General features: G+C 70.5%; 21 protein-coding genes and 2 CRISPR repeat arrays. Of the genes, 13 read left to right on the top strand and 8 right to left on the bottom strand.

All coding sequences use genetic code 11. The features are described 5' to 3' along the window. Positions 1 to 105: 105 nt before the first annotated feature. Positions 106 to 432: direct repeats of the CRISPR family, unit length 16 nt; unit sequence GTGGTCCCCGCGCAGG. Positions 433 to 442: 10 nt separating this feature from the next. Together ACH4TL_RS31260 and ACH4TL_RS31255 are read right to left on the bottom strand one after the other, a co-directional pair. Beyond that, positions 443 to 829 (bottom strand): nitroreductase/quinone reductase family protein, encoded by a 387-nt coding sequence (locus ACH4TL_RS31260; RefSeq protein WP_398323312.1) that lies wholly within the window; start codon positions 827 to 829, stop codon positions 443 to 445. 92 nt (positions 830 to 921) lie between these two features. Continuing rightward, positions 922 to 1,995 carry an alkene reductase gene (locus ACH4TL_RS31255; RefSeq protein WP_398323310.1) on the bottom strand — a complete coding sequence of 358 codons (1,074 nt, stop codon included), beginning with the start codon at positions 1,993 to 1,995 and terminating at the stop codon, positions 922 to 924. A gap of 212 nt (positions 1,996 to 2,207) precedes the next feature. Between ACH4TL_RS31255 and ACH4TL_RS31250 the strand changes: the two genes are divergently transcribed. From ACH4TL_RS31250 to tyrS, 8 genes are all read left to right on the top strand, one after another. After that, the gene (locus ACH4TL_RS31250) at positions 2,208 to 2,732 is read left to right on the top strand and encodes a MarR family winged helix-turn-helix transcriptional regulator (protein ID WP_398323308.1); all 525 of its coding nucleotides are present in this window, start codon (positions 2,208 to 2,210) and stop codon (positions 2,730 to 2,732) included. A 244-nt stretch (positions 2,733 to 2,976) separates the two neighbouring features. Continuing rightward, positions 2,977 to 3,615 carry an HAD family hydrolase gene (locus ACH4TL_RS31245; RefSeq protein ID WP_398323306.1) on the top strand — a complete coding sequence of 213 codons (639 nt, stop codon included), beginning with the start codon at positions 2,977 to 2,979 and terminating at the stop codon, positions 3,613 to 3,615. 70 nt (positions 3,616 to 3,685) lie between these two features. Next, positions 3,686 to 4,858, top strand: a complete 1,173-nt coding sequence (locus tag ACH4TL_RS31240) for a helix-turn-helix domain-containing protein (RefSeq protein WP_398323304.1) — start codon at positions 3,686 to 3,688, stop codon at positions 4,856 to 4,858. A 93-nt stretch (positions 4,859 to 4,951) separates the two neighbouring features. Then, complete coding sequence (locus ACH4TL_RS31235; protein ID WP_398323302.1) at positions 4,952 to 5,392, top strand: hypothetical protein; 441 nt, start codon at positions 4,952 to 4,954, stop codon at positions 5,390 to 5,392. Then, positions 5,389 to 5,589 (top strand): hypothetical protein, encoded by a 201-nt coding sequence (locus ACH4TL_RS31230; RefSeq protein ID WP_398323300.1) that lies wholly within the window; start codon positions 5,389 to 5,391, stop codon positions 5,587 to 5,589. The genes ACH4TL_RS31235 and ACH4TL_RS31230 overlap by 4 nt, the downstream gene beginning before the upstream one ends. Before the next feature lie 258 nt (positions 5,590 to 5,847). After that, positions 5,848 to 6,181: direct repeats of the CRISPR family, unit length 29 nt; unit sequence GTGGTCCCCGCGCAGGCGGGGGTGGTCCG. A 107-nt stretch (positions 6,182 to 6,288) separates the two neighbouring features. Continuing rightward, positions 6,289 to 7,815, top strand: a complete 1,527-nt coding sequence (locus ACH4TL_RS31225) for a TldD/PmbA family protein (protein ID WP_398323298.1) — start codon at positions 6,289 to 6,291, stop codon at positions 7,813 to 7,815. Further along, positions 7,812 to 9,206: a metallopeptidase TldD-related protein gene (locus ACH4TL_RS31220; RefSeq protein ID WP_398323295.1), complete on the top strand. Its 1,395-nt coding sequence runs from the start codon at positions 7,812 to 7,814 to the stop codon at positions 9,204 to 9,206. The genes ACH4TL_RS31225 and ACH4TL_RS31220 overlap by 4 nt, the downstream gene beginning before the upstream one ends. Positions 9,207 to 9,301: 95 nt before the next feature. Beyond that, the gene (tyrS, locus tag ACH4TL_RS31215; RefSeq protein WP_398323293.1) at positions 9,302 to 10,720 is read left to right on the top strand and encodes a tyrosine--tRNA ligase; all 1,419 of its coding nucleotides are present in this window, start codon (positions 9,302 to 9,304) and stop codon (positions 10,718 to 10,720) included. 74 nt (positions 10,721 to 10,794) lie between these two features. On the opposite strand, the gene ACH4TL_RS31210 is transcribed toward tyrS, so the two are convergent. Further along, on the bottom strand, positions 10,795 to 11,076 hold the full coding sequence (locus tag ACH4TL_RS31210; RefSeq protein WP_398323291.1) for a GlsB/YeaQ/YmgE family stress response membrane protein: 282 nt from the start codon (positions 11,074 to 11,076) through the stop codon (positions 10,795 to 10,797). A gap of 213 nt (positions 11,077 to 11,289) precedes the next feature. Between ACH4TL_RS31210 and ACH4TL_RS31205 the strand changes: the two genes are divergently transcribed. Further along, positions 11,290 to 11,691, top strand: a complete 402-nt coding sequence (locus tag ACH4TL_RS31205; RefSeq protein WP_398323289.1) for a DUF3099 domain-containing protein — start codon at positions 11,290 to 11,292, stop codon at positions 11,689 to 11,691. A gap of 193 nt (positions 11,692 to 11,884) precedes the next feature. Beyond that, positions 11,885 to 12,121, top strand: coding sequence for a hypothetical protein (locus ACH4TL_RS31200; RefSeq protein ID WP_398323287.1), 237 nt, complete (start codon positions 11,885 to 11,887; stop codon positions 12,119 to 12,121). On the opposite strand, the gene moaA is transcribed toward ACH4TL_RS31200, so the two are convergent. From moaA to ACH4TL_RS31185, 3 genes are all read right to left on the bottom strand, one after another. Further along, positions 12,104 to 13,093, bottom strand: coding sequence for a GTP 3',8-cyclase MoaA (moaA, locus tag ACH4TL_RS31195; protein WP_398323285.1), 990 nt, complete (start codon positions 13,091 to 13,093; stop codon positions 12,104 to 12,106). The genes ACH4TL_RS31200 and moaA overlap by 18 nt on opposite strands. Positions 13,094 to 13,195: 102 nt before the next feature. After that, on the bottom strand, positions 13,196 to 14,815 hold the full coding sequence (locus ACH4TL_RS31190; protein ID WP_398323283.1) for a cation acetate symporter: 1,620 nt from the start codon (positions 14,813 to 14,815) through the stop codon (positions 13,196 to 13,198). A gap of 115 nt (positions 14,816 to 14,930) precedes the next feature. Beyond that, positions 14,931 to 15,287, bottom strand: a complete 357-nt coding sequence (locus ACH4TL_RS31185) for a DUF485 domain-containing protein (RefSeq protein ID WP_398323281.1) — start codon at positions 15,285 to 15,287, stop codon at positions 14,931 to 14,933. Positions 15,288 to 15,613: 326 nt separating this feature from the next. On the opposite strand from ACH4TL_RS31185, the gene ACH4TL_RS31180 reads away from it, so the two are divergent. Together ACH4TL_RS31180 and ACH4TL_RS31175 are read left to right on the top strand one after the other, a co-directional pair. Further along, positions 15,614 to 17,161, top strand: coding sequence for a S8 family peptidase (locus tag ACH4TL_RS31180; protein WP_398323279.1), 1,548 nt, complete (start codon positions 15,614 to 15,616; stop codon positions 17,159 to 17,161). 165 nt (positions 17,162 to 17,326) lie between these two features. After that, positions 17,327 to 17,773 (top strand): hypothetical protein, encoded by a 447-nt coding sequence (locus ACH4TL_RS31175; RefSeq protein ID WP_398323375.1) that lies wholly within the window; start codon positions 17,327 to 17,329, stop codon positions 17,771 to 17,773. Here the strand turns inward: ACH4TL_RS31175 and ACH4TL_RS31170 are convergent. Continuing rightward, the gene (locus ACH4TL_RS31170; protein ID WP_398323277.1) at positions 17,748 to 18,401 is read right to left on the bottom strand and encodes a lysoplasmalogenase; all 654 of its coding nucleotides are present in this window, start codon (positions 18,399 to 18,401) and stop codon (positions 17,748 to 17,750) included. The two genes, ACH4TL_RS31175 and ACH4TL_RS31170, sit on opposite strands and share 26 nt — an antisense overlap. Continuing rightward, on the bottom strand, positions 18,398 to 19,288 hold the full coding sequence (locus ACH4TL_RS31165; RefSeq protein ID WP_398323275.1) for a sterol desaturase family protein: 891 nt from the start codon (positions 19,286 to 19,288) through the stop codon (positions 18,398 to 18,400). The genes ACH4TL_RS31170 and ACH4TL_RS31165 overlap by 4 nt, the downstream gene beginning before the upstream one ends. A 162-nt stretch (positions 19,289 to 19,450) precedes the next feature. On the opposite strand from ACH4TL_RS31165, the gene ACH4TL_RS31160 reads away from it, so the two are divergent. Beyond that, a complete protein-coding gene (locus ACH4TL_RS31160) occupies positions 19,451 to 20,446 on the top strand; it encodes a DEDDh family exonuclease (protein ID WP_398323272.1) in 996 nt (331 codons plus the stop codon). The last annotated feature ends 9 nt before the right edge of the window (positions 20,447 to 20,455 follow it).

Below are 20,455 nucleotides of genomic sequence, written 5' to 3'. Positions count from 1 at the left end.
GCGGGGAGCACGTCGAGTGGTTCCAGAAGGACTGCCAGGAGGGCGGGCCACCCCCGCCTGCGCGGGGAGCACGCCCGCGGCCGTCTCACCGGTGACCGTGGCCGAGTGGTCCCCGCGCAGGCGGGGGTGGTCCGTCGTCGAGCGTGGCCTGGTGATCGGCGGCTGCGTGGTCCCCGCGCAGGCGGGGGTGGTCCGAAGTTCCCGACGCCCTTGACCTTGTTCTTGATGTGGTCCCCGCGCAGGCGGGGGTGGTCCGCAAGCCCAGCAAGAGGCCACGCGGGCTACTGAGTGGTCCCCGCGCAGGGGGGTGGTCCGGTGCGGCGGGGGTCGTGCTCGGGGATGTCCGGGTGGTCCCCGCGCAGGCGGGGGTGATTCGTTCGTAGTGCGGGACCATGCGGACGCCTGCACGTGGTCCCCGCGCAGGTCACGCTGTCCCATGGTGCTATGCGGATCGCGGGGTGAGGCGAATGACGGGCAGTTCGCGATCGGTCTTCCGCTGGTACTGGGCGAAGCGTGCCGACGCATCGGCGATCCCCCGCCAGGCACGTTCGCGCTCTTCGCCGTGCAGCTGTTCGGCGGCGACGGGCACGGTCCGGCCGCCGAGGGTGATGGACGCCCGGTCGGGGTGAGCGGCGAGGTTGTAGTACCAGGCGGGGTTCTTCGCGGCTCCGTTGGCCGAGGCCACGATCAGCCAGCTTCCGCCCTCCCCGGGGAACCAGCACACCGGGGATTTACGGGGCTCTCCGCTCTTCTTTCCGACCGTGGTCAGAACGAGCGCGTCCAAGCCGCCGAGCATCTTCCCGCCGCCTTTGCGGACGATCTGGCGCATGGTCACTTTGTTCAGCCAGCGAACGGCGGCTCCGGGCTGGCGTGCCCCGTACGTTCCGGGGCGGGTCGTAAAGCTCATGGTGCGTCTCCGGTTCAGCCGAGGGCCGGGTAGTCGGTGTAGCCACGGTGGTCGCCGCCGAAGGAGGTGGCGCCGTCCGGGGTGTTGAAGGGGCCGCCCGCTGCGAGGCGGGCGGGCAGGTCGGGGTTGGCGAGGAAGAGCGCCCCGTAGGCGATCAGATCGGCGGTACCGTCCTCGATGAGCGTCAGCGCGTCGGGTCCGGTGGGCTCCGTACCGGTGAAGGGGTTGAGGACGAAGGTACTCGGCCATGCCTTGCGCAGCCGCACGGTCAGGTCGCGGATGTCGGGGGCCTCCATCTGGTGCAGGTAGGCCAGGCCGAGCGGGGCGAGGGCGTCCACGAGGGCGGTGTAGGTGGCCTCCACGTCCGCGCGGTCGCTCTCGTCGATGTCGTTGAAGGGGTTGCCGGGCGAGATGCGGAAGCCGACCTTGTCCCCGCCGATGGCCTCGGCCACGGCCCGGGCGGTCTCGACGGCGAAGCGGATCCGCCGCTCGGGGCTGCCGCCCCAGGCGTCGGTGCGCCGGTTGGAGTTCGGGGCGAGGAACTGGTGGATCAGGTAGCCGTTGGCGCCGTGCAGCTCCACGCCGTCGAAGCCCGCCTCGACGGCGTTGCGCGCGGCGGCCGCGAAGTCGGCGACGGTTTCCGCGATCTCCGCCTCGGTCAGCTCGTGCGGCGTGACGAAGTCCTGCGGACCGTCGTGCGTATAGACCTGGCCCTTGGCGGCGACCGCGGAGGCGCCGACCGGAGTGAGCCCCATCAGGCTCGGGTGCCCGACCCGGCCGGTGTGCATGAGCTGGAGGAAGATCCTGCCGCCCTCGGCGTGCACGGCGTCGGTGACCTTGCGCCAGGCCGCGATCTGCTCGGCGGAGTGGATGCCGGGGGTGTCCGGGTAGCCCTGGCCGATCGCCGACGGCTGTGTGCCCTCGGTGACGATCAGTCCGGCGCTGGCCCGCTGCCGGTAGTACGTCGCCATCAGATCGGTGGGGCTCTGCCCGGGCCCATAGGCACGGCTGCGGGTCATGGGCGCCATCACGATGCGGCTGGACATGCGGATGCCGCCGAGGTCGTAGGGGGCGAAGGCCGTGGTCATGTTCAGGCTCCTGTTCGGCTGGGATGCGCGGCACCACACGATGCCATTGCCTGTCCGAACAAGTAAATGCGGGGTTCGATTCCCCGAGGGCCGTGATGTGTGCCACTCTCTTACGCCTATCTGGGCATCCGGCAACCACTCTTGGGCGACCTCAGGGGCGACGATAGAATGTCCCTGCCCAGGCAATCATCACTGCGAGAGGGTTCAAGGACTTGTCGAACGACCCCGGCGCCGCATCACCCGCGGACTGCTCCGCCGCGGACATGGCCCGCCCGCCGATGCCGCCCTTGATCCAGGCGGGCGCCATGAACCACGCGATCTTCCGCGTGGCCCGCCTGCACCGGATGCTCGCCGGACAGCTCCTGCGCCGCGTGGGACTGCACCCCGGACAGGAGCTGGTCATGATGCAGCTGTGGGACCTCGGCCCACAGCGTCAGACCGACCTCGTACGCCTCCTCGGCTCGGACGCGGCCACCATGACCCGCACGGTCAAGCGACTGGAACACGCGGGCTTCGTCCGCCGCCGCCCCAGCGAGACCGACAGGCGCGCCACCATCATCGAACCCACGGCCGCCAGCCTCGCCCTGCGCAAGGAAGTCGAACAGGTCTGGGCGGACCTCGAGGAAAGCACCGTCGACGGCCTGGATGAGGAGGAGCAGGAAGCCACGATCCGCGCCCTGGCCCGCATCGAGGACAGCCTCGGCCGAGCAGCCGAACACCAGCCGCCCCTCGCGTAGCTGGTGTGCCGAGGCCAACGGTTGGTTGCTGCCCCTCGGCGCTGGGCGGTGTCTGTCATCACGAGCAGGAGATGCAGGCACTTGGTCATGAAGTCGCAAAGGGCTTCTGAATCCGCAGGTGGCAAAGTGGCCCCCACGCAGGCGAGGTGGTCCGCGCGCCGCGAGCTTCCCTCCCCATCGTGACCCGTGATCCCAGCGCAGGCCGGGGCGCAGCCAGCGAAGGGCCGTTGGCTACGCTGCCCGGATGATTCGCTCGGTGGTGCTCGACGTCGGCGAGACCTTGATCCGGGATGACCGTGGCTGGGCAGCCTGGGCCGACTGGCTGAGTATTCCCCGGCATACCCTCTCGGCGCTGGTTGGCGCTGTCGTGGCGCAGGGGCGCGACAACGCGGAGGCGCTGCGGCTCGTCCGACCCGGTATCGATATCGCTGCCGAGCGAGCCGCCATGGAGGCCAGCGGCATCAACGAGCAGCTGGACGAGTCCGACCTCTATCCCGATGTACGTCCAGCCCTCGCGGCTCTTCGTCAACGTGGCGTGCGCGTCGTCATCGCGGGCAACCAGACGACGCGTACCGGAGAGTTGCTGCGGGACCTCGCGCTACCGGTTGACGCGATCGCCACCTCGGGAGAGTGGGGTGTGGCCAAACCGGAACCCGGGTTCTTCGCCCGCGTCCTGGAGCTTGCGGGAACGGCTCCCGGTGAGACCGTCTACGTAGGCGATCACCCCGCGAACGACACGGGCCCGGCGAAGGCCGCGGGCCTGCGCGCCGCGCATTTGCGCCGGGGGCCCTGGGGGCATCTCTGGTCGGGCACGCCCGAGGTGGCTGCCGCTGACTGGCAGCTCGACTCCTTGCACGACCTCGTACGACTCGTCGCCGCTTGAGGCGAACGGCCCGCGCTGGAGGTGGGCGCTCAGTAGCGTTCGGAGCGGACACACCGAACGGAGCACGAGCATGCCCACCGAGCTTGCGCGGCGCGTGGCCTACCAGCGCCGCATCGCGCGTATGACGCAGCAAGAGCTGGCGGACGCCGCCGGGGTACACGTGGGGACACTGCGGAAGATCGAGCGAGGCGCGAGGGGCGCGAGTGACGACGTGATCGAGGCCCTTGCCGCTGCCCTCGGCGTCGATCCCTCCCTCCTGCTGGGAAGCCGGGACCGAGCGGACGCCCGGGTACACGCCGCCATGCCGACGCTGTCGGCCGTCATCGCCGCCTACGACACGCCGGACGACGGACCAGTCCGGCCGCTGGCCGAGTTGCGCGCATCAGCGGACGAGGCCGTGACCTGGCGCCTGGCAGCCCAGTACGTCCGCATCGCTCGCCACTTACCGCTCCTCGTCGGCGAATTGATGCGCGGCTTCCATCTAGCGAGCCCCGAAGAGGAAGCCGAGACCGCAAGCCTCCTTGTCTCCGCACTCAGGACAGCCGACGCCGTGGCGTACAAATACGGTGCCCGGGACCTGTCCGCCCGCTTGGTGGAGCTGATGCGATGGGCTGTACCGCACGCCAGGGACCCGCTCCTGGAGGCAGCTGTCGCTTACGTCCGTACGGAGACCTTCTTCGCCGCCCGCTCGTACGCCGCTGGTCTGCGGGCGCTTGAGGCCGCTGTGGACGATGTTCCCGTTGGAGGTGCTGATGCGGACCTCGCTGTTCGGGGCGCCCTCCACATGCGGGCGGCCGTGATCGCAGGGCGTGCCGGGCTGGCAGAGGCCGCGGATCGGCACCTCGCGGAGGCCCGACGCCTGGGGGACGCCGTACCGGAGAGCGTCTATGCGGGCACGGCGTTCGGACCGGTCAGCGTGCGCATTCACGAGGTATCCGTCGCCGTCAGCCTCGGTGATGATCACGTTCACCGAGCGCTCGATGCCGTCGGCGAATGGGTGCCGCCGCGGGACCTGCCTGCCGAACGCCGGAGCGGGTTCTACATCGAAAAGGCGCGCGCCCAGTTGTGGTCCGGGATCCCTTGCGATGCGTTCGAATCGCTGAAGGCGGCGTGCCGGATCGCACCGCAGCACACTCGCGACCACCCGTGGGTGCGTGAGGACGCCGCGACGTTGCGTCGGCTGCGGCGCGCTGACGCCGACGACCTCAGCAGCTTCGCCGAGTGGTGTCACGCGGGCGAGTGACCCTGACTGACCCTCGCTGGGTCACTTGCGGCTCTCGCAGCCGCGAACCATCTACCTGTCCACACCGACCAGGCAGATGGGACGGCGACAGCCATGGCTGACCCCAACGGGTTCCCGACGGTAGACATCCCCACATCGTGGGTACCACCGAGCGGCACGGACGTGGAGTTGGTCGAGGTCGGCCCGCACTGGGACGTCGTACGCGCCCCCGCGGCCATCGGCGAACGCGCCCTGGCGTTACTCGGCGACGCGACCGGCGCCGTCATCGCCGACTACAGCCTCATGTACTGGCTCACTCCTCCGGGCAGTGCCCAGCGCTGGCAACGCCTCCAGAGGAACGTCAACGTCCTCGGCGCGCACGACGCCACGGTCACCTACGTCGGCGTACCCCCTGCCTCCCACACCACCGGGCCGCGCCTCCACTGGCTCATCCCGGTGGGCCCCTGCCGGTACCTCACCGACCCGCACCAGTTGCGCGAAGCGCTCGCCCGGGCAATCGCCACCGAGTCCGCCGAGGGGGTGACGGCTCGATGACGTCGCAGGTCTGCGCCCGCTGCGACAAGCCGACCAGCGCCCCGGTCGTCGTCGCGATCGGGTACGGCGCGAGTGCGGGCGGCGGCACCGTCTACGCCTGCCCCGGCCAGTGCGCCGACAGCTTCCCGCGCCAGCGCGACCCCTTCGGCCACCACGCCCTGCCCACCCGGGACGTACCCGTCAGGCGCACCTCATGACCCCCGGCATCGCCAAGACCTTGGGACGCGGCCCTCAACCACGCTGCGGACTGCCGCGTCCCGGGCGACGGATGCGAAACCGTCTTCAGCGCGTCAGACCACTGACCGTCGTCCAGGGAACGGACACACCTCCTGCTGTTATGCCGCCAACAGCTGGATGGCCCCCACGCTGTGAGGTGTGTCTGCCATGATGAGCGAGAGATGAACGCACTTGGTCAAGAAGCCGCAAAGGGCTTCTGAATCCGCAGGTGACGAAGTGTGGTCCCCGCGCAGGCGGGGGTGGTCCGTACCAGTCCGACGAGATCGGATGCCACAGCGGGTGGTCCCCGCGCAGGCGGGGGTGGTCCGCCCGTCGTGGTCGCTCCGCGTCGGCCCGGCGCGTGGTCCCCGCGCAGGCGGGGGTGGTCCGCAGCCTCCTTAGCGCTCTCGGCCTGGGCGGCGGTGGTCCCCGCGCAGGCGGGGGTGGTCCGCCGTAACCGCGGGCGCGACTTCCCCGGTAGTGGTGGTCCCCGCGCAGGCGGGGGTGGTCCGTACACCGGCCAGGACTACGCCACGTTCAACCCGTGGTCCCCGCGCAGGCGGGGGTGGTCGCGTCAACGTATCGGCGCCCCGTCTCCCGCCGGGTCATGCGATGGACGCCCCCGGTGTCGTAGCGGCGTGGTTCACTTCCGACGGACATCCATCGACGAAGGGGTCGCCGTGTCGCACGAGATCGATCCGTCCTTCCTCGCGTTGCCGTTGCGGGCGCTCGCCGATGCGGCGTTGGCGCGGGCGCGGGCTTTGGGGGCTGGGCATGCGGACTTTCGGTTCGAGCGGGTGCGTGGTGCCGCGTGGCGGTTGCGGGACGGGAGGGTTGCGGGGTCGTCCGACACCACGGATCTGGGGTATGCGGTGCGGGTGGTGCACGGGGGGAGCTGGGGGTTCGCGTCAGGGGTGGATCTGACGATGGACGCGGCGGCGCGGGTGGCGTCGCAGGCGGTGGCGATGGCGAAGCTGTCGGCGAAGGTGATCGAGGCGGCCGGGTCGGACGAGCGGGTGGAGCTGGCGGATGAGCCGGGGCACGCCGACCGGACGTGGGTGTCGTCGTACGAGGTCGATCCGTTCGGTGTGCCGGACGCGGAGAAGACCGGGCTGCTGGCGGAGTGGAGCGGGCGGCTGCTGGCGGCCAAGGGCGTGGCGCATGCGGACGCGTCGCTGCTGACCGTCCATGAGAACAAGTTCTACGCGGACACGGCGGGCACCACGACGACCCAGCAGCGGGTGCGGCTGCATCCGCAGCTGACCGCGGTGGCGGTGGACCCGGTGAGCGGGGAGTTCGACTCGATGCGGACGCTGGCCCCGCCGGTCGGGCGGGGGTGGGAGTACCTGACCGGGGGCGGCGGCTGGGACTGGGACGCGGAGCTGGCCGAGCTGCCCGGGCTGCTGGCGGAGAAGATGGCGGCGCCGTCGGTCGAGGCGGGCTCGTACGACCTGGTGATCGACCCGTCCAATCTGTGGCTGACGATCCATGAGTCGATCGGCCACGCGACGGAGCTGGACCGGGCACTGGGGTACGAGGCGGCGTACGCGGGGACGTCGTTCGCGACCTTCGACCAGCTGGGCAGCCTGCGGTACGGCTCGGAGATCATGAACGTCACCGGTGACCGGACCGCCGAGCACGGGCTGGCCACGATCGGGTACGACGACGAGGGCGTGGCCGCGCAGTCCTGGGACCTGGTGAAGGACGGTCGGCTGGTGGGGTATCAGCTGGATCGGCGGATCGCCCGGCTGAGCGGGCTTGGACGGTCCAACGGCTGTGCTTATGCCGATTCGCCGGGGCATGTGCCGGTGCAGCGGATGGCCAACGTGTCGCTGCGGCCCGATCCGGATGGGCCCTCCACGGAGGCGCTGATCGGGGATGTCGACAACGGGCTCTATCTGGTCGGCGACCGCTCGTGGTCGATCGATATGCAGCGCTACAACTTCCAGTTCACGGCGCAGCGGGCGTATCGGATTCGGAACGGGGCGCTGGCGGGGCAGGTGCGGGACTTCGCGTATCAGGCGACGACGACCGATTTCTGGGGCTCGATGACGGCCGTCGGCGGCCCGCAGACGTATGTCCTGGGCGGCGCCTTCAACTGCGGCAAGGCGCAGCCCGGCCAGGTCGCGTCCGTGTCGCACGGCTGCCCGTCCGCGCTGTTCCGTGGCGTGAACATCCTCAACACCACCCAGGAGGCGGGAGCATGAGCGTGAAGCCGCACGAGATCGTGGAGCGCGCCCTGGAGCTGTCCCGTGCGGACGGCTGCGTGGTGATCGCGAACGAGACGTCGACCGCCAATCTGCGCTGGGCGGGCAACGCGCTGACCACCAACGGCGTCACCCGGGGCCGCACCCTGACCGTGGTGGCCACGGTGGACGGCGCGGAGGGCACGGCCTCCGGGGTGGTGTCCCGGTCGGCGGTGACCGCGGAGGAGCTGGAGCCGCTGGTGCGGGCCGCCGAGGCGGCCGCGCGGGACGCGGGTCCGGCCGAGGACGCCCGGCCGCTGGTCGGGCCCGAGTCCGCCGCGCCCGCTTCCGCCGGGTTCGCCGACTCCCCCGCCGAGACCTCATCGGAGGTGTTCGCGGCGTTCGCCCCGGCGCTCGGCGAGGCGTTCGGGCAGGCCCGCGCGGGCGGCCGGGAGCTGTACGGGTTCGCCAGCCATGAGGTGGTCTCCAGCTATCTGGGCACCTCCGGCGGGCTGCGGCTGCGCCATGACCAGCCGAGCGGCACGCTGGAGCTGAACGCCAAGTCGCCGGACATGACGCGCTCGGCCTGGGCCGGGCGGGCGACCCGCGACTTCACGGATGTACACCCGGCCGCGATCGACGCCGAGCTGGCGCGGCGGCTGCGCTGGGCCGAGCGGAAGGTCGAGCTTCCGGCGGGCCGCTACGAGACGCTGCTGCCGCCGACCGCCGTCGCCGATCTGCTGATCTACCAGATGTGGTCCTCGTCGGCCCGGGACGCGGCGGAGGGCCGTACGGTCTTCAGCACGCCGGGCGGCGGCACCCGGGTCGGCGACACCCTGTCGGACCTGCCGCTGACGCTGCGCAGCGACCCGTACGAGCCGGGTCTGGAGGCGGCGCCGTTCGTGATCGCGCACTCCTCAGGGGACGACGCGTCGGTGTTCGACAACGGGCTGCGGCTGCCCGCCACCGACTGGATCCGGGACGGGGTGCTGAAGCACCTGGTCACCACCCGGCACACGGCGGAGCTGACCGGGCTGCCGCTGGCCCCGGGCATCGACAATCTGATCCTGGACGCGGGCGGCAGCCGCTCGCTGGAGGAGATGGTCGCCTCGACCGAGCGGGGCCTGCTGCTGACCTGCCTGTGGTACATCCGCGAGGTCGACCCGGCCACCCTGCTGCTGACCGGGCTGACCCGGGACGGGGTGTATCTGGTGGAGGGCGGCGAGGTCGTGGGCGAGGTGAACAACTTCCGCTTCAACGAGTCGCCGGTGAGCCTGCTGTCCCGCGCCACCGAGGCGGGCCGCACCGAGCCGACGCTGCCGCGCGAGTGGGGCGACTACTTCACCCGCGCCGCGATGCCCGCGCTGCGGATTCCCGACTTCAACATGAGTTCGGTCAGCAAGGGGGTGTGAGACCGGCCGCGCGATATTCGGGACCGGTCGCGGGAGAGCGGCTAATAGACTGGTCCCGCCCATCCGTCCGCCTCGTGACTCCCACCAGGAACCCCATGACACGCCTCGGCGCTTCCGTCGCCCGCGCCCGCGAGCTGCTCGACCAGGACCTCTCCTCCGACAAGACCGTCGAGCAATTGCTCGCCGAGACGTCCGCGCGGCGCTCACTCGATCTGAGCGACCTGTCGGCACAGGAGCAGGCCGAGCTGATCGCCTCCCGTTCGGTCGAGGTCCTGCCGGGGGTCAAGGAGCTGGCCGAGCGGATCGACAAGCGCCGGGCCGCTGGCCAGGGCCTCGCCATCAAGCTGGGCATCGACCCGACGGCCGCCGATGTGCACCTCGGCCACACCGTGCCGATGATCGTCCTCAACCGCTTCCAGCGGATGGGGCACGACGTCACCCTGCTGATCGGCGACTTCACGGCCAAGATCGGCGACCCGTCGGGCCGTACGGCCGAGCGCCCGCCGCTCACCGACGACGACATCGCGCGGAACCTCGCGGGCTACCAGCAGCAGGTCCGGCCGTTCTTCGACTTCGAGAAGGTCAGCTTCCGGCAGAACAGCGAGTGGCTGGCGCCGTACACCTTCCCTGAGCTGCTGGGGCTGCTCGCGCAGGTACCGGTGTCGCAGCTGCTCCAGCGCGAGGACTTCCGCAACCGGCTGGCCGCGGGGTCCGGGCTGACCATGTCCGAGCTGCTGTACCCGATCGCACAGGGCCTGGACTCGGTGGCGCTGGAGAGCGATGTGGAGCTGGGCGGCGCCGATCAGCTGCTCAATCTCCAGATGGGCCGCAAGCTGATGGAGCTGCGCGGCCAGCAGCCGCAGCTGGTCGTGACCATGCCGCTGATCGAGGGCACGGACGGCACGGGCGCCAAGATGTCCAAGTCCAAGGGCAACTACGTGGCGCTCAGCGCGACCGCCGACGATGTCTTCGGCAAGATCATGTCGATTCCGGACCGGCTGATGAAGCCGTACCTGGAGGCGTGGACGGAGTGGACGGACGCGGAGATCGCGGCCGTGACCACCCGGCTGGAGACGAAGTCGCTGCACCCGATGGACCTCAAGAAGGTGCTGGCGGGTGAGGTCGTGGCGGCGCTGTACGGCGTCGAGGCGGCGATGGCGGCGCGCGCCGGGTTCATCGCGCAGTTCTCCAAGAAGAGCTTCACCGACGTCGGGACGCTGCCGGTGGTCGACGCCGCGGAGCACGGCGGCGAGACCATCGCGACGGTGCTGAGCAAGGTGCTGGAGTTCCAGCCGAGCGCGTCGGCGGCCCGCCGGGTCGCCAAGCAGAACGGTCTGCGGCTGGTCGTGGAGGCCGAGGGCGGTCAGAAGGCGATCGTGCTCGCCGAGGCCCAGGCGGTACGGCCGCTGGCCGAGGTGGTCGCGGAGGTGCTGGCGGACGCCGGGCTCACGGCGGCCTCCGGTGGCATCTACCTCAAGGCCGGACGGAAGATCGCCCAGCTCCAGGGCGTCTGAACGGACGCGGCCCCTGAGAGCCCGAGCGGCGGCCGGAGCGCTTCCACCAGGGCGCACCGGCCGCCGCGGCTCGCTCAGGCCCGCTCTCTCCTGCCGCCGTGGCGGATCGTCTGCCACAGCGGGGTGCCCAGGGCGACGATGACGATGGCCCCGGCGAGCTGGAGCAGGTGCCGGATCCAGTCGAATCCGCCGGTGTGCCTGACCCCGATCCACCCGGCCACCGCATTGCCCACGATGGCCCCGAGGATGCCGTAGATGCAGGTCAGCCACAGCGGGATGTCTTGCTTGCCGGGCAGAATCGCCTTGGCGATCACACCGAGAATGATTCCTACGACGATCGCCCACAGCCAGTTCATGTCGCCTCCTGACGCGGCGGGGGATGCGCGTTTCCTCCTAGTGTTCGACCGTTTTCACTACGGCGCATGTCGGGGTATCCCGTACGCCCCTTGCCGTACCGGCATCGCCACCCGTCGGGGTGCCCCGGTCTCGAACAGTGTGGGGGCGCGGCGTAACGTTGAGTACGTATCGGAGCGGGGGATACCTGCTCGGGGACCAGGTGGTGGAACGTGATGCGGAAGCACAGTGAGGCCGAGGTCTTCCGGATCACCGGGGCCCGTCAGGGGCTGGCCGACGATGTGCGCGGCCGGCAGCGGCGCTACGTGATCTCGATGTCGGTGCGGACGCTGGCGGTCGTGCTGGCGGCCGTCCTGTGGAACGTCGAGCGCCATGTGGCCATCGTTGCCCTGGTGCTGGGTGTGCTGCTGCCGTACGTGGCGGTCGTGATCGCGAACGCGGGCCGGGAGAACGTCCCGTCACTTCCCTCCACGTTCATTCCGACGCCGCTGCGCCCGATGCTCAACTCCCGTCAGGACGAGGCTCCCCCGGACGCGGAGCCGCAGACGGCGTCGGCGGAATCCGGTCCGGAAGATGCCGCACATACCAGCGAGGATGGACGCGGAGGACACGGCTGACCTGCCGCGTTTCCTGAAGCTCAGGAAAAGCTCAGATCAATCGTGCAGTTCCGGTGCACCGCGCCCGGTGCCTCGTGACATACTTCGTACGCGCTCCGCATCCCCCGTCGGAGCGACAGACCGACGCCGGGCGGCTCCCCCCGTGGCTGCCCGGCGTCGTCATGTCTGCGGCAGTTTCCGTAGAGTCTGCGGTGTGAACATCCTCGACAATGCCACCGAGACCGACACCCCGATCTGCTCCGCCAAGGGCTGCCGCGCCCCCGCCGTCTGGGTGCTGGCCTGGAACAACCCCAAGCTCCACACCCCGGAGCGGCGGAAGACCTGGCTGGCCTGCGAGGAGCACCGCGAGCATCTGTCGAAGTTCCTGGGCATGCGCGGCTTCCTCAAGGACGTCGTGACCTTGGAGGAGTGGTCAGCCGCCGATCGCTGACATCGGGCGGTCCGGCTGGAGGAACGACGGGTCGTCCAGCCCGGACCCGGCCTTCTTCCCCCACATCGCCTGCCGCCACAGCCGGGATATCTCCTCGTCCGGCGCGCCGGAGCGCAGCGCGCCCCGCAGGTCGGACTCCTCGCGCGCGAACAGGCAGGTGCGCACCTGTCCGTCGGCGGTGAGCCGGGTGCGGTCGCAGGCGCGGCAGAAGGGGCGGGTGACGGAGGCGATGACGCCGACCCGGGCCGGGCCGCCGTCGACCAGCCAGCGCTCGGCGGGAGCGGAGCCGCGCTCGCCCTCGCCCTCTTCGCTGAGGGTGAAGCGGGTGCGCAGGCTCTCCAGGATGTCCCCGGCGGTGATCATGCCCTCGCGCTGCCAGCCGTGCTGGGCGTCGAGCGGCATCTGCTCGATGAAGCGCAGCTCATAGCTGTTCTCCAGGGCCCAGGCGAGCAGATCGGGCGCCTCGTCGTCGTTGAGCCCCGGCATCAGCACGGCGTTGACCTTGACCGGGGTGAGCCCGGCGGAGTGCGCGGCGGCGAGGCCGCGCAGCACGTCGCCGTGGCGCTTGCGCCGGGTCATGGCCTGGAAGACGTCGGGGCGCAGGGTGTCGAGCGAGACGTTGACCCGGTCGAGACCCGCGTCGCGCAGGGCCTCCGCGGTGCGCTCCAGGCCGATGCCGTTGGTGGTCAGGGACATCTCGGGACGCGGCTCCAGGGCGGCGCAGCGCTCGACGATGGAGACGAGCCCGGGGCGCAGCAGCGGCTCACCGCCGGTGAAGCGGACCTCGGTGACGCCGAGGTCGGTGACGGCTATCCCGATCAGCCGGACGATCTCGTCGTCGGTGAGCAGATCCGGCTTGGCGAGCCACTGCAACCCCTCTTCGGGCATGCAGTAGGTACACCGCAGATTGCACCGGTCGGTCAGGGAGACACGCAGGTCGGTGGCGACTCGACCATAGGTGTCGATCAGCATGTCGGCGGCCCCTCACGGTTCGCTTGCGTGCGCTGCGGTCAATTGTCCCGCACCGTACGCGAAGGCACTGACAGCGAGGGGCCGCCGGGGGGTGTTCGGGCGTCAGTGGGCGCCGTGTCCGGTGAGGGAGCGGACCTCCAGTTCGGCGTACTTGGCCTTGTCCGGCTCCTCCTTGGAGACGAGGGTGCCCACCCAGCCCAGCAGGAATCCCAGCGGGATGGAGATCAGGCCGGGGTTCTCCAGCGGGAACCAGTGGAAGTCGACGTCCGGGAACATCGAGGTGGGCTTGCCGGAGACGACGGGCGAGAAGAGCACCAGGAAGACGGAGGAGATGAGCCCTCCGTAGATCGACCAGAGGGCGCCCTGGGTGGTGAAACGTTTCCAGAAGAGGCTGTAGAGGATGGTCGGCAGATTGGCGGAGGCGGCGACCGCGAAGGCGAGGGCGACGAGCCCGGCGACGTTGAGATCTCGGGCGAAGACGCCGAGGACGACGGCGACGGTGCCGATGCCGACGGTGGCCCAGCGGGCGGCCCCGATCTCCTCCTTCTGGGTCGCCTGGCCCTTGCGGATCACATTGGCGTACAGGTCGTGGGCGAAGGACGACGAGGAGGCGAGGGTGAGCCCGGCGACGACGGCGAGGATGGTGGCGAAGGCCACCGCGGAGATCACCGCGAGCAGGATCGCGCCGCCGGTGGAGTCCGCGCCGCCGCCGATCTCCTCGGCGAGCAGGGGCGCCGCGGTGTTGCCCGACTTGTTGGACGCGATGATGGCGTCCCGGTCCAGCAGGGCCGCCGCGCCGAAGCCGAGCGCGATCGTCATCAGGTAGAAGCCGCCGATGATGCCGATCGCCCAGTTGACCGACTTACGGGCGGCCTGGGCGGTGGGGACGGTGTAGAAGCGGATGAGGATGTGCGGCAGTCCGGCGGTGCCGAGGACCAGCGCGATGCCGAGGGAGAGGAAGTCGAGCTTGGAGGTGGCGTTGACCCCGTATTTCAGGCCCGGCTCCAGGAACGAGCTGCCCATGCCGCTGTTCTTGGCGGCCTCGCCCAGCAGATGCGAGACGTTGAAGTCGAACTTGAGCAGCACCAGGAAGGTGATCAGCAGCGTTCCGGCGATGAGGAGGACGGCCTTGACCATCTGCACCCAGGTGGTGCCCTTCATACCGCCGATGGTGACGTAGAGCATCATCACGACGCCGACCAGCACGACGATGAGGATCTTCCCGGCCTCGCTGGTGATGCCCAGCAGCAGCGAGACGAGGACGCCCGCGCCCGCCATCTGGGCCAGCAGGTAGAAGATCGACACGACGATGGTGGAGACGCCCGCCGCGGTGCGCACCGGGCGCTGGCGCATCCGGTAGGCGAGCACGTCGCCCATGGTGTAGCGGCCGGAGTTGCGCAGCGGTTCGGCGACCAGGAGCAGGGCGACCAGCCAGGCGACGAGGAAGCCGATGGAGTACAGGAAGCCGTCGTAGCCGGAGAGCGCGATGGCCCCGGCGATGCCGAGGAAGGACGCGGCTGACATGTAGTCGCCGGAGATGGCGAGCCCGTTCTGGAAGCCGGAGAACTGTCTGCCGCCCGCGTAGAAGTCGTTGGCGTCCTTGGTCTGGCGTCCCGCCCAGACGGTGATGGCCAGGGTCGCCACGACGAAGACGCTGAAGAGCGTGATGATCAGCGGCCGGTTGTCCGACGCGCTCTCGGCCGCCAGCAGATACGTATTCATGCCGTGCCCCTTTCATTCGCCCCGCCGCGGTAGCGGCTGATGTCACTGCCGCCCACGCGGCGCAGAGGCGCGGCTTTGTGTGTCGTCTGCGGCCGAGCGGCCGCGTGTGCGTCGCTCATGGGTTATCCCCCAGACGGGCCTTGATGGCCTCCGCGCGCGGGTCGAGCTTGGCGGCGGCGTGCCGGGAGTACCACCAGGCGATCAGGAAGGTGGTCAGGAACTGGGCGAGCCCGAACACCAGGGCGACATTGATGTTGCCGACGACCCGGGTGTCCATGAAGCCGTCCGCGTAGTTGGACAGCAGGACGTAGAGCAGGTACCAGCTGACGAACGCGACGGTCAGCGGGAAGGCGAACGAGCGGTGTGCGGTGCGCAGTTCGCCGAACTCGGGGCTCGCCTGCACCTCGTCGTACGGGGGGCGGTGGTGCTGCCGCTGATCGTCAGGACGATCGCTGGCCGGTGCGGTATCCACGGTCTCTCCTGGTGAGTGGGTCCGAGCGGGACGTACGGCGGCGATAGTGATCCAGATCACGCATCGTAAAGCGGGAGCCAAGTCTGCGACAGGGTCTGGTGGTTGAAAGACCAAGAGAAGGAATCGCTGATGCGTTTGAATCCGGGCGCTGTGGCGGGCTTTCTTCCGGAATGTATTGATACCCGGCGATGATCAGCGATAGCTTCGCTCGTCATGTACCCGCCCACGCGCATCCGCGCTGCGGCGGTCGCTTCGGATGAGGTGGAGACCCCATGGCTCAGCTGAGATCGGATGCTCCCAGACCCGGGACCAGTTCCACTGCGGGAATGACGTCTTCCGGATCGCGGGGGCTGACGCCGCGCGCCCTCGCCATCCCCGCCGCCCTGGCGCTGACCGGCGCGCTGGCGTTCCTGCCGACCTCGGCGGGCGCCACCGGGCAGGACAACCACCAGCCCACCGCCCCGGTCGCGGCGACCGCCGACGGCCCGTCGCTGAGCTACGTCGTCAACGTCCGCCCGGGCCACCACGACTCCTCGCGGATCGAGAAGGCCATCAAGCAGGCCGGCGGCACGGTCGTCATCTCGTACGACCGGATCGGCGTCATCGTCGCCCACTCGGCGAACCCGGACTTCGCCAAGACGCTCCGTACGGTCCGTGGCGTCGCCTCCGCCGGTGCCACCCGCACCGCGCCGCTGCCCGCCCAGTCGACCGGTGACGTCGGCACGCCGAAGCTGCTGAGCGAGAAGGAGCAGAAGGCGGTCGCGGCGCGCGCCAAGGCCGGTCAGGACCCGCTGGAGCCGCTCCAGTGGGACCTGCCCGCCATCAAGGCGGACAAGGCCCATGAGAAGAGCCTCGGCAGCCGCGACGTGACGGTCGCGGTCATCGACACCGGAGTGGACGACACCCACCCCGACCTGGCGCCGAACTTCGACCGCAAGGCCTCGGTCAACTGTGTGGGCGGCAAGCCGAACACGGCCGACGGCGCCTGGCGGCCGAGCGCGGAGGAGAGCCCGCACGGCACGCATGTCGCGGGTGAGATCGCCGCGGCGAAGAACGGCATCGGCGTCACCGGGGTCGCCCCGGGCGTCAAGGTGTCCGGCATCAAGGTGTCCACGACCGCCGGGTTCTTCTACACCGAGGCCGTCGTCTGCGGCTTCATGTGGGCCGCCGAGCACGGTGTCGACGTCACCAACAACAGCTATTACACCGACCCGTGGTACTTCAACTGCACCGGCGACCCGGACCAGAAGGCCCTGGTCGACGCGGTGCGCCGGGCCTCGTCGTACGCCGAGCGCAGGGGCGTGGTCAACGTCGCGGCGGCGGGCAACGAGAACTACGACCTCACCTCCGACAAGATCACCGACACCTCCAGCCCGAACGACACCACCCCGGGTGAGCGGGTGATAGACACCAAGACCTGCTTCGACATCCCGACCCAGCTGCCGGGCGTCGTCACCACCGCCTCGACCGGCGCCAAGGGGCTCAAGTCGTCGTTCTCCAACCACGGTCTCGGCGTCATCGACGTCGCGGCCCCCGGCGGCGACAGCACCGCGTACCAGAAGCCGGCGCCCCCGGCCGAGGACGGCCGGATCTACAACACCCTCCCGGGCGGCAAGTACGGCTACATGGCGGGCACCTCGATGGCGTCCCCGCACGCGGCGGGCGTCGCGGCGCTCATCAAGAGCACCCACCCGAAGGCCTCCGCCGCGATGGTGAAGGCCCTCCTCAAGGGCCAGGCCGACGACACCGCCTGCCCGACGTCGTACGACATCGACGGCGACGGCAAGATCGACGCGGTGTGCGAGGGCGGCAAGGGCTACAACGGCTTCTACGGGGCCGGACTCGTGGACGCCCTGGACGCGGTCAAGAAGTGACCCGCTGACAGGATGTACGGGCCGCCGGGCAGCGCTTCCGCCCGGCGGCCCGTACGCGTTCCCGGGAAGCCTTGAAGAGGATCCGCCGCCGTGCACCACGACGACTCCTGGGGCCCACCGCACCCTCGGCCGCCCTTCGCACTGTGGCTCCGTTTCGGCTTGACCGTGCTGTTCCTGCCCCTGTGGTGGCTGCTGCTGGCCGTGCTCCTCCTGGGGCTGCTCGCCTTCGCCCTCGTGGCCGAGATCCTCACCGTGATCCCCGGGTTCGAGAAGGGCTTCGACCGGACGATGAGCCGCTTCGTGGACTGGGTGCCGGTGTGGCCCGCCTGGTGCGTGACCTGGCCGGAGCTTCGGCACGAGGGCGACGCGGACTACTACCGGGCGCGGGCCGAGAAGAAGGTCGCCGGTCTGACCCGCAGGCAGCTGGCCGCCCGGGAGGCGAGGAAGCCGCCGCCGCCCGGGCCGTACGACGTGCCGGTGCGCCACTACCGTGCCGTGGGCGCGGGCTACGTCGTCGGCATGGCGCGGGCACAGGGCTGGGATCTGAGCCACGACCTGCCCTCCGACCCGGCCCGGATCATCCGGCTCAGGCGGCTGCCGGAAGCGCCCTGAGCGGCGCTTCGCGGGCCGCGACACGCAGCAGCCCCGCGGTCAGCAGATATTGCGCGGCGAGGTAGGTGGCCATGATCCAGAACTGGGGTGCGGGAGGCCGCGGCCAGTCCGCGAGACCGGCCGCGATCAGCCCGTCGGAGAGCAGGAACAGCGCCCCGCCGAGCCCGGTCCACCGGCCCGCCCGCAGCGCGCCCAGCGCCATCGCCGTCAGCAGCAGGCTGTACGCGGCGACGGGCACCCGCAGCCCCGGGTCGAGCCCGGGCCACAGCGCGGCCGTGCTGCCGAGCCACACCGCGCCGCAACCGGCCGCCACCCACCACGCCGTACGCGGCCGCCCGGACCGGGTGAACAGGGCGAGGTAGCACAGGTGCCCGGCCGCGAAGCAGCCCATCCCGGCCAGGAAGGCGGTGTCGCCGCCGATCTGGAGCAGTACGTCGCCGCCGCAGCCGCACAACAGCGCCGCCACCAGCGGCCGCGGTCCGCCGCGCAGCAGGACGGAGGCCGCGAGGACCGGCGTCAGCGCGGGCTTGGTCAGTTGGACGAGCGTGGTGGCGTCCGCGAGCAGCGCGCCCAGATGGAGCGCGGCCAGCAGCGCGAAGAGCCCGGACAGGGCGCGCGCGGCGGTCATACGGCGCGCTCCGGCTCCCGCTCCCCCGCCGTTCTGCCGGGCGCCGCGGCAGGCGGCGCGGCGGGCGCCCACCCCGGCCCGCGGAAGACCCGCCCGGCACGCTCGCGCCAGTCGCGCGCCGCCGCGATGTCGCGGGCGATGGCCGCGTACTCATGGGTGGCCACGCGCAGCGGGTTGTAGGTGTCGATGTTCTTGGTGAGCCCGAAGACCGGACGGTGGGTCTCGGGGACGAACGACCGGAAGAGCCGGTCCCAGACGATGAGGATCCCGCCGAAGTTGCGGTCCAGATAGCCCCCTTGGGAGGCGTGGTGGACGCGGTGGTGCGACGGCGTGTTGAAGACGAACTCGACCGGGCGCGGCAGGGTGCCGATCCGCTCGGTGTGAATCCAGAACTGGTAGACGAGGTTCACCGAGGAGCAGAACGCGACCGCGGCCGGATGCACCCCGAGCGAGATCATCGGTACGTAGAACGGCCACACCGTCCAGGTGGTCCACGGCTGCCGCAGCGCGGTGGTGAGGTTGAACTTGCGGCTGGAGTGGTGCACCACATGGCAGGCCCACAGGATGCGGATCACATGGTGGCCGCGGTGCGACCAGTAGTAGAAGAAGTCCTGCGCGAGCAGCATCAGCGGCAGCGTCCACCACTCCACCGGGACGCGCAGCGGGGTGAGTTCGTAGACGGCGGTGTAGACCGCCACGATCGGGATCTTCCACACCAGGTCGAAGACGAGGCTGCCGAGCCCCATGGTGACGCTCGTCGCGGCGTCCCTGGCCGCGTAGCCCGCGGCGTCCTCATCGGGGTGCAGGCGGTAACTCACCATCTCCACGAGGGCGAGCAGCACGAAGGCGGGTATCGACCACAGCACGGCGTTGGACAAATGCGGCATACCGGCAACATAGAACCGGTTTCGCCTCGCCGCCAGAGGGAGTTACCAAGAAGTATGTTAGACGTGATGTCAACAACGGCCCCCGGCCGGACGGCTGACGGCACGTCCCCGCGCGGGCCCGGCGGTCCGGAGTGTCGGGCCGGGCCCGTATCCTCAGGGACCATGCTCGAAGACCCCACGGCAGCCGCACCGCGAACCGCGTCAACACCCTCGTGGCCGGAGGGCTATCCGCAGGGGTACGCGGTGGTCGACGTCGAGACCACCGGTCTCGCCCGCGACGACCGGATCATCTCCGCGGCGGTCTACCAGCTCGACGCCCGCGGCGCGGTCCAGGACAGCTGGTACACGCTGGTCAACCCGCAGCGCGATCCGGGCCCGGTGTGGATCCACGGCCTCACCCGGGAGACCCTTTCCGACGCCCCGCTCTTCCCGGACATCGCCGCCGCGTTCGCCGAACGCCTCGCCGGGCGCGTCCTGGTCGCGCACAACGCCGCGTTCGACTGGTCGATGATCGCCCGCGAGTTCGCCCGCTCCAGGACCGAGGCGCCGGTGCGTCAGCGGCTGTGCACCATCGCGCTGTCCAAGGAGCTGGGGCTGCCGCTCGCCAATCACAAGCTGGAGACTCTGGCCGCGCACTACGGGGTCGTCCAGGAGCGGGCCCACCACGCGCTGGACGACGCGCGCGTGCTCGCCGAGACGTTCCGGCCGAGCCTCCACCGGGCCGCCGAGACCGGGGTGCGGCTGCCGCTGCTGGCCTGTCAGCCGCTCACCGAGTGGACCGACCCGCCGTCCCGCGGGATCGGCGCCCAGCGCTCGTACGGGCAGCAGAGCTGGCGCCCCAACCGCAAGCGCCCCGCCTGCCCCTACCCCAACCCGGGGCGCTACCAGCCCGGCGGGCTGCTGACCCAGGGCATGCGGGTGGCGTTCTCCGGGGACACCTCGGTCGACCGGGAGCTGCTGGAGGACCGGGCCGTCGAGGCCGGGCTGCACGTGGCCACCAGCGTGTCCCGGCTCACCAGCCTGCTCGTCACCAACGATCCGGACGCGGCGACCTCCAAGACCGTCAAGGCCCGCTCCTTCGGCACGCCCGTCGTCGACGAGGCCGCCTTCACCCAGCTCCTCCTGGATGTCACTCCAGCCGAGCCGACAATCAGGTGAAACCCGCGC

This window comes from Streptomyces sp. NPDC021115 (genome assembly GCF_044333065.1).
Taxonomy (GTDB): domain Bacteria; phylum Actinomycetota; class Actinomycetes; order Streptomycetales; family Streptomycetaceae; genus Streptomyces.
This window is presented reverse-complemented; position numbering and strand designations above follow the sequence as displayed.

Bases quoted from the DNA above. Each gene is read 5' to 3' on its own strand.
- ACH4TL_RS31260 (WP_398323312.1), bottom strand. From the start codon at position 829: ATGCGCCAGATCGTCCGCAAAGGCGGCGGGAAGATGCTCGGCGGCTTG.
- ACH4TL_RS31255 (WP_398323310.1), bottom strand. From the start codon at position 1,995: ATGACCACGGCCTTCGCCCCCTACGACCTCGGCGGCATCCGCATGTCC.
- ACH4TL_RS31245 (WP_398323306.1), top strand. From the start codon at position 2,977: ATGATTCGCTCGGTGGTGCTCGACGTCGGCGAGACCTTGATCCGGGAT.
- ACH4TL_RS31240 (WP_398323304.1), top strand. From the start codon at position 3,686: ATGCCCACCGAGCTTGCGCGGCGCGTGGCCTACCAGCGCCGCATCGCG.
- ACH4TL_RS31235 (WP_398323302.1), top strand. From the start codon at position 4,952: ATGGCTGACCCCAACGGGTTCCCGACGGTAGACATCCCCACATCGTGG.
- ACH4TL_RS31230 (WP_398323300.1), top strand. From the start codon at position 5,389: ATGACGTCGCAGGTCTGCGCCCGCTGCGACAAGCCGACCAGCGCCCCG.
- ACH4TL_RS31220 (WP_398323295.1), top strand. From the start codon at position 7,812: ATGAGCGTGAAGCCGCACGAGATCGTGGAGCGCGCCCTGGAGCTGTCC.
- tyrS (WP_398323293.1), top strand. From the start codon at position 9,302: ATGACACGCCTCGGCGCTTCCGTCGCCCGCGCCCGCGAGCTGCTCGAC.
- ACH4TL_RS31210 (WP_398323291.1), bottom strand. From the start codon at position 11,076: ATGAACTGGCTGTGGGCGATCGTCGTAGGAATCATTCTCGGTGTGATC.
- ACH4TL_RS31205 (WP_398323289.1), top strand. From the start codon at position 11,290: ATGCGGAAGCACAGTGAGGCCGAGGTCTTCCGGATCACCGGGGCCCGT.
- moaA (WP_398323285.1), bottom strand. From the start codon at position 13,093: ATGCTGATCGACACCTATGGTCGAGTCGCCACCGACCTGCGTGTCTCC.
- ACH4TL_RS31190 (WP_398323283.1), bottom strand. From the start codon at position 14,815: ATGAATACGTATCTGCTGGCGGCCGAGAGCGCGTCGGACAACCGGCCG.
- ACH4TL_RS31180 (WP_398323279.1), top strand. From the start codon at position 15,614: ATGACGTCTTCCGGATCGCGGGGGCTGACGCCGCGCGCCCTCGCCATC.
- ACH4TL_RS31170 (WP_398323277.1), bottom strand. From the start codon at position 18,401: ATGACCGCCGCGCGCGCCCTGTCCGGGCTCTTCGCGCTGCTGGCCGCG.
- ACH4TL_RS31165 (WP_398323275.1), bottom strand. From the start codon at position 19,288: ATGCCGCATTTGTCCAACGCCGTGCTGTGGTCGATACCCGCCTTCGTG.
- ACH4TL_RS31160 (WP_398323272.1), top strand. From the start codon at position 19,451: ATGCTCGAAGACCCCACGGCAGCCGCACCGCGAACCGCGTCAACACCC.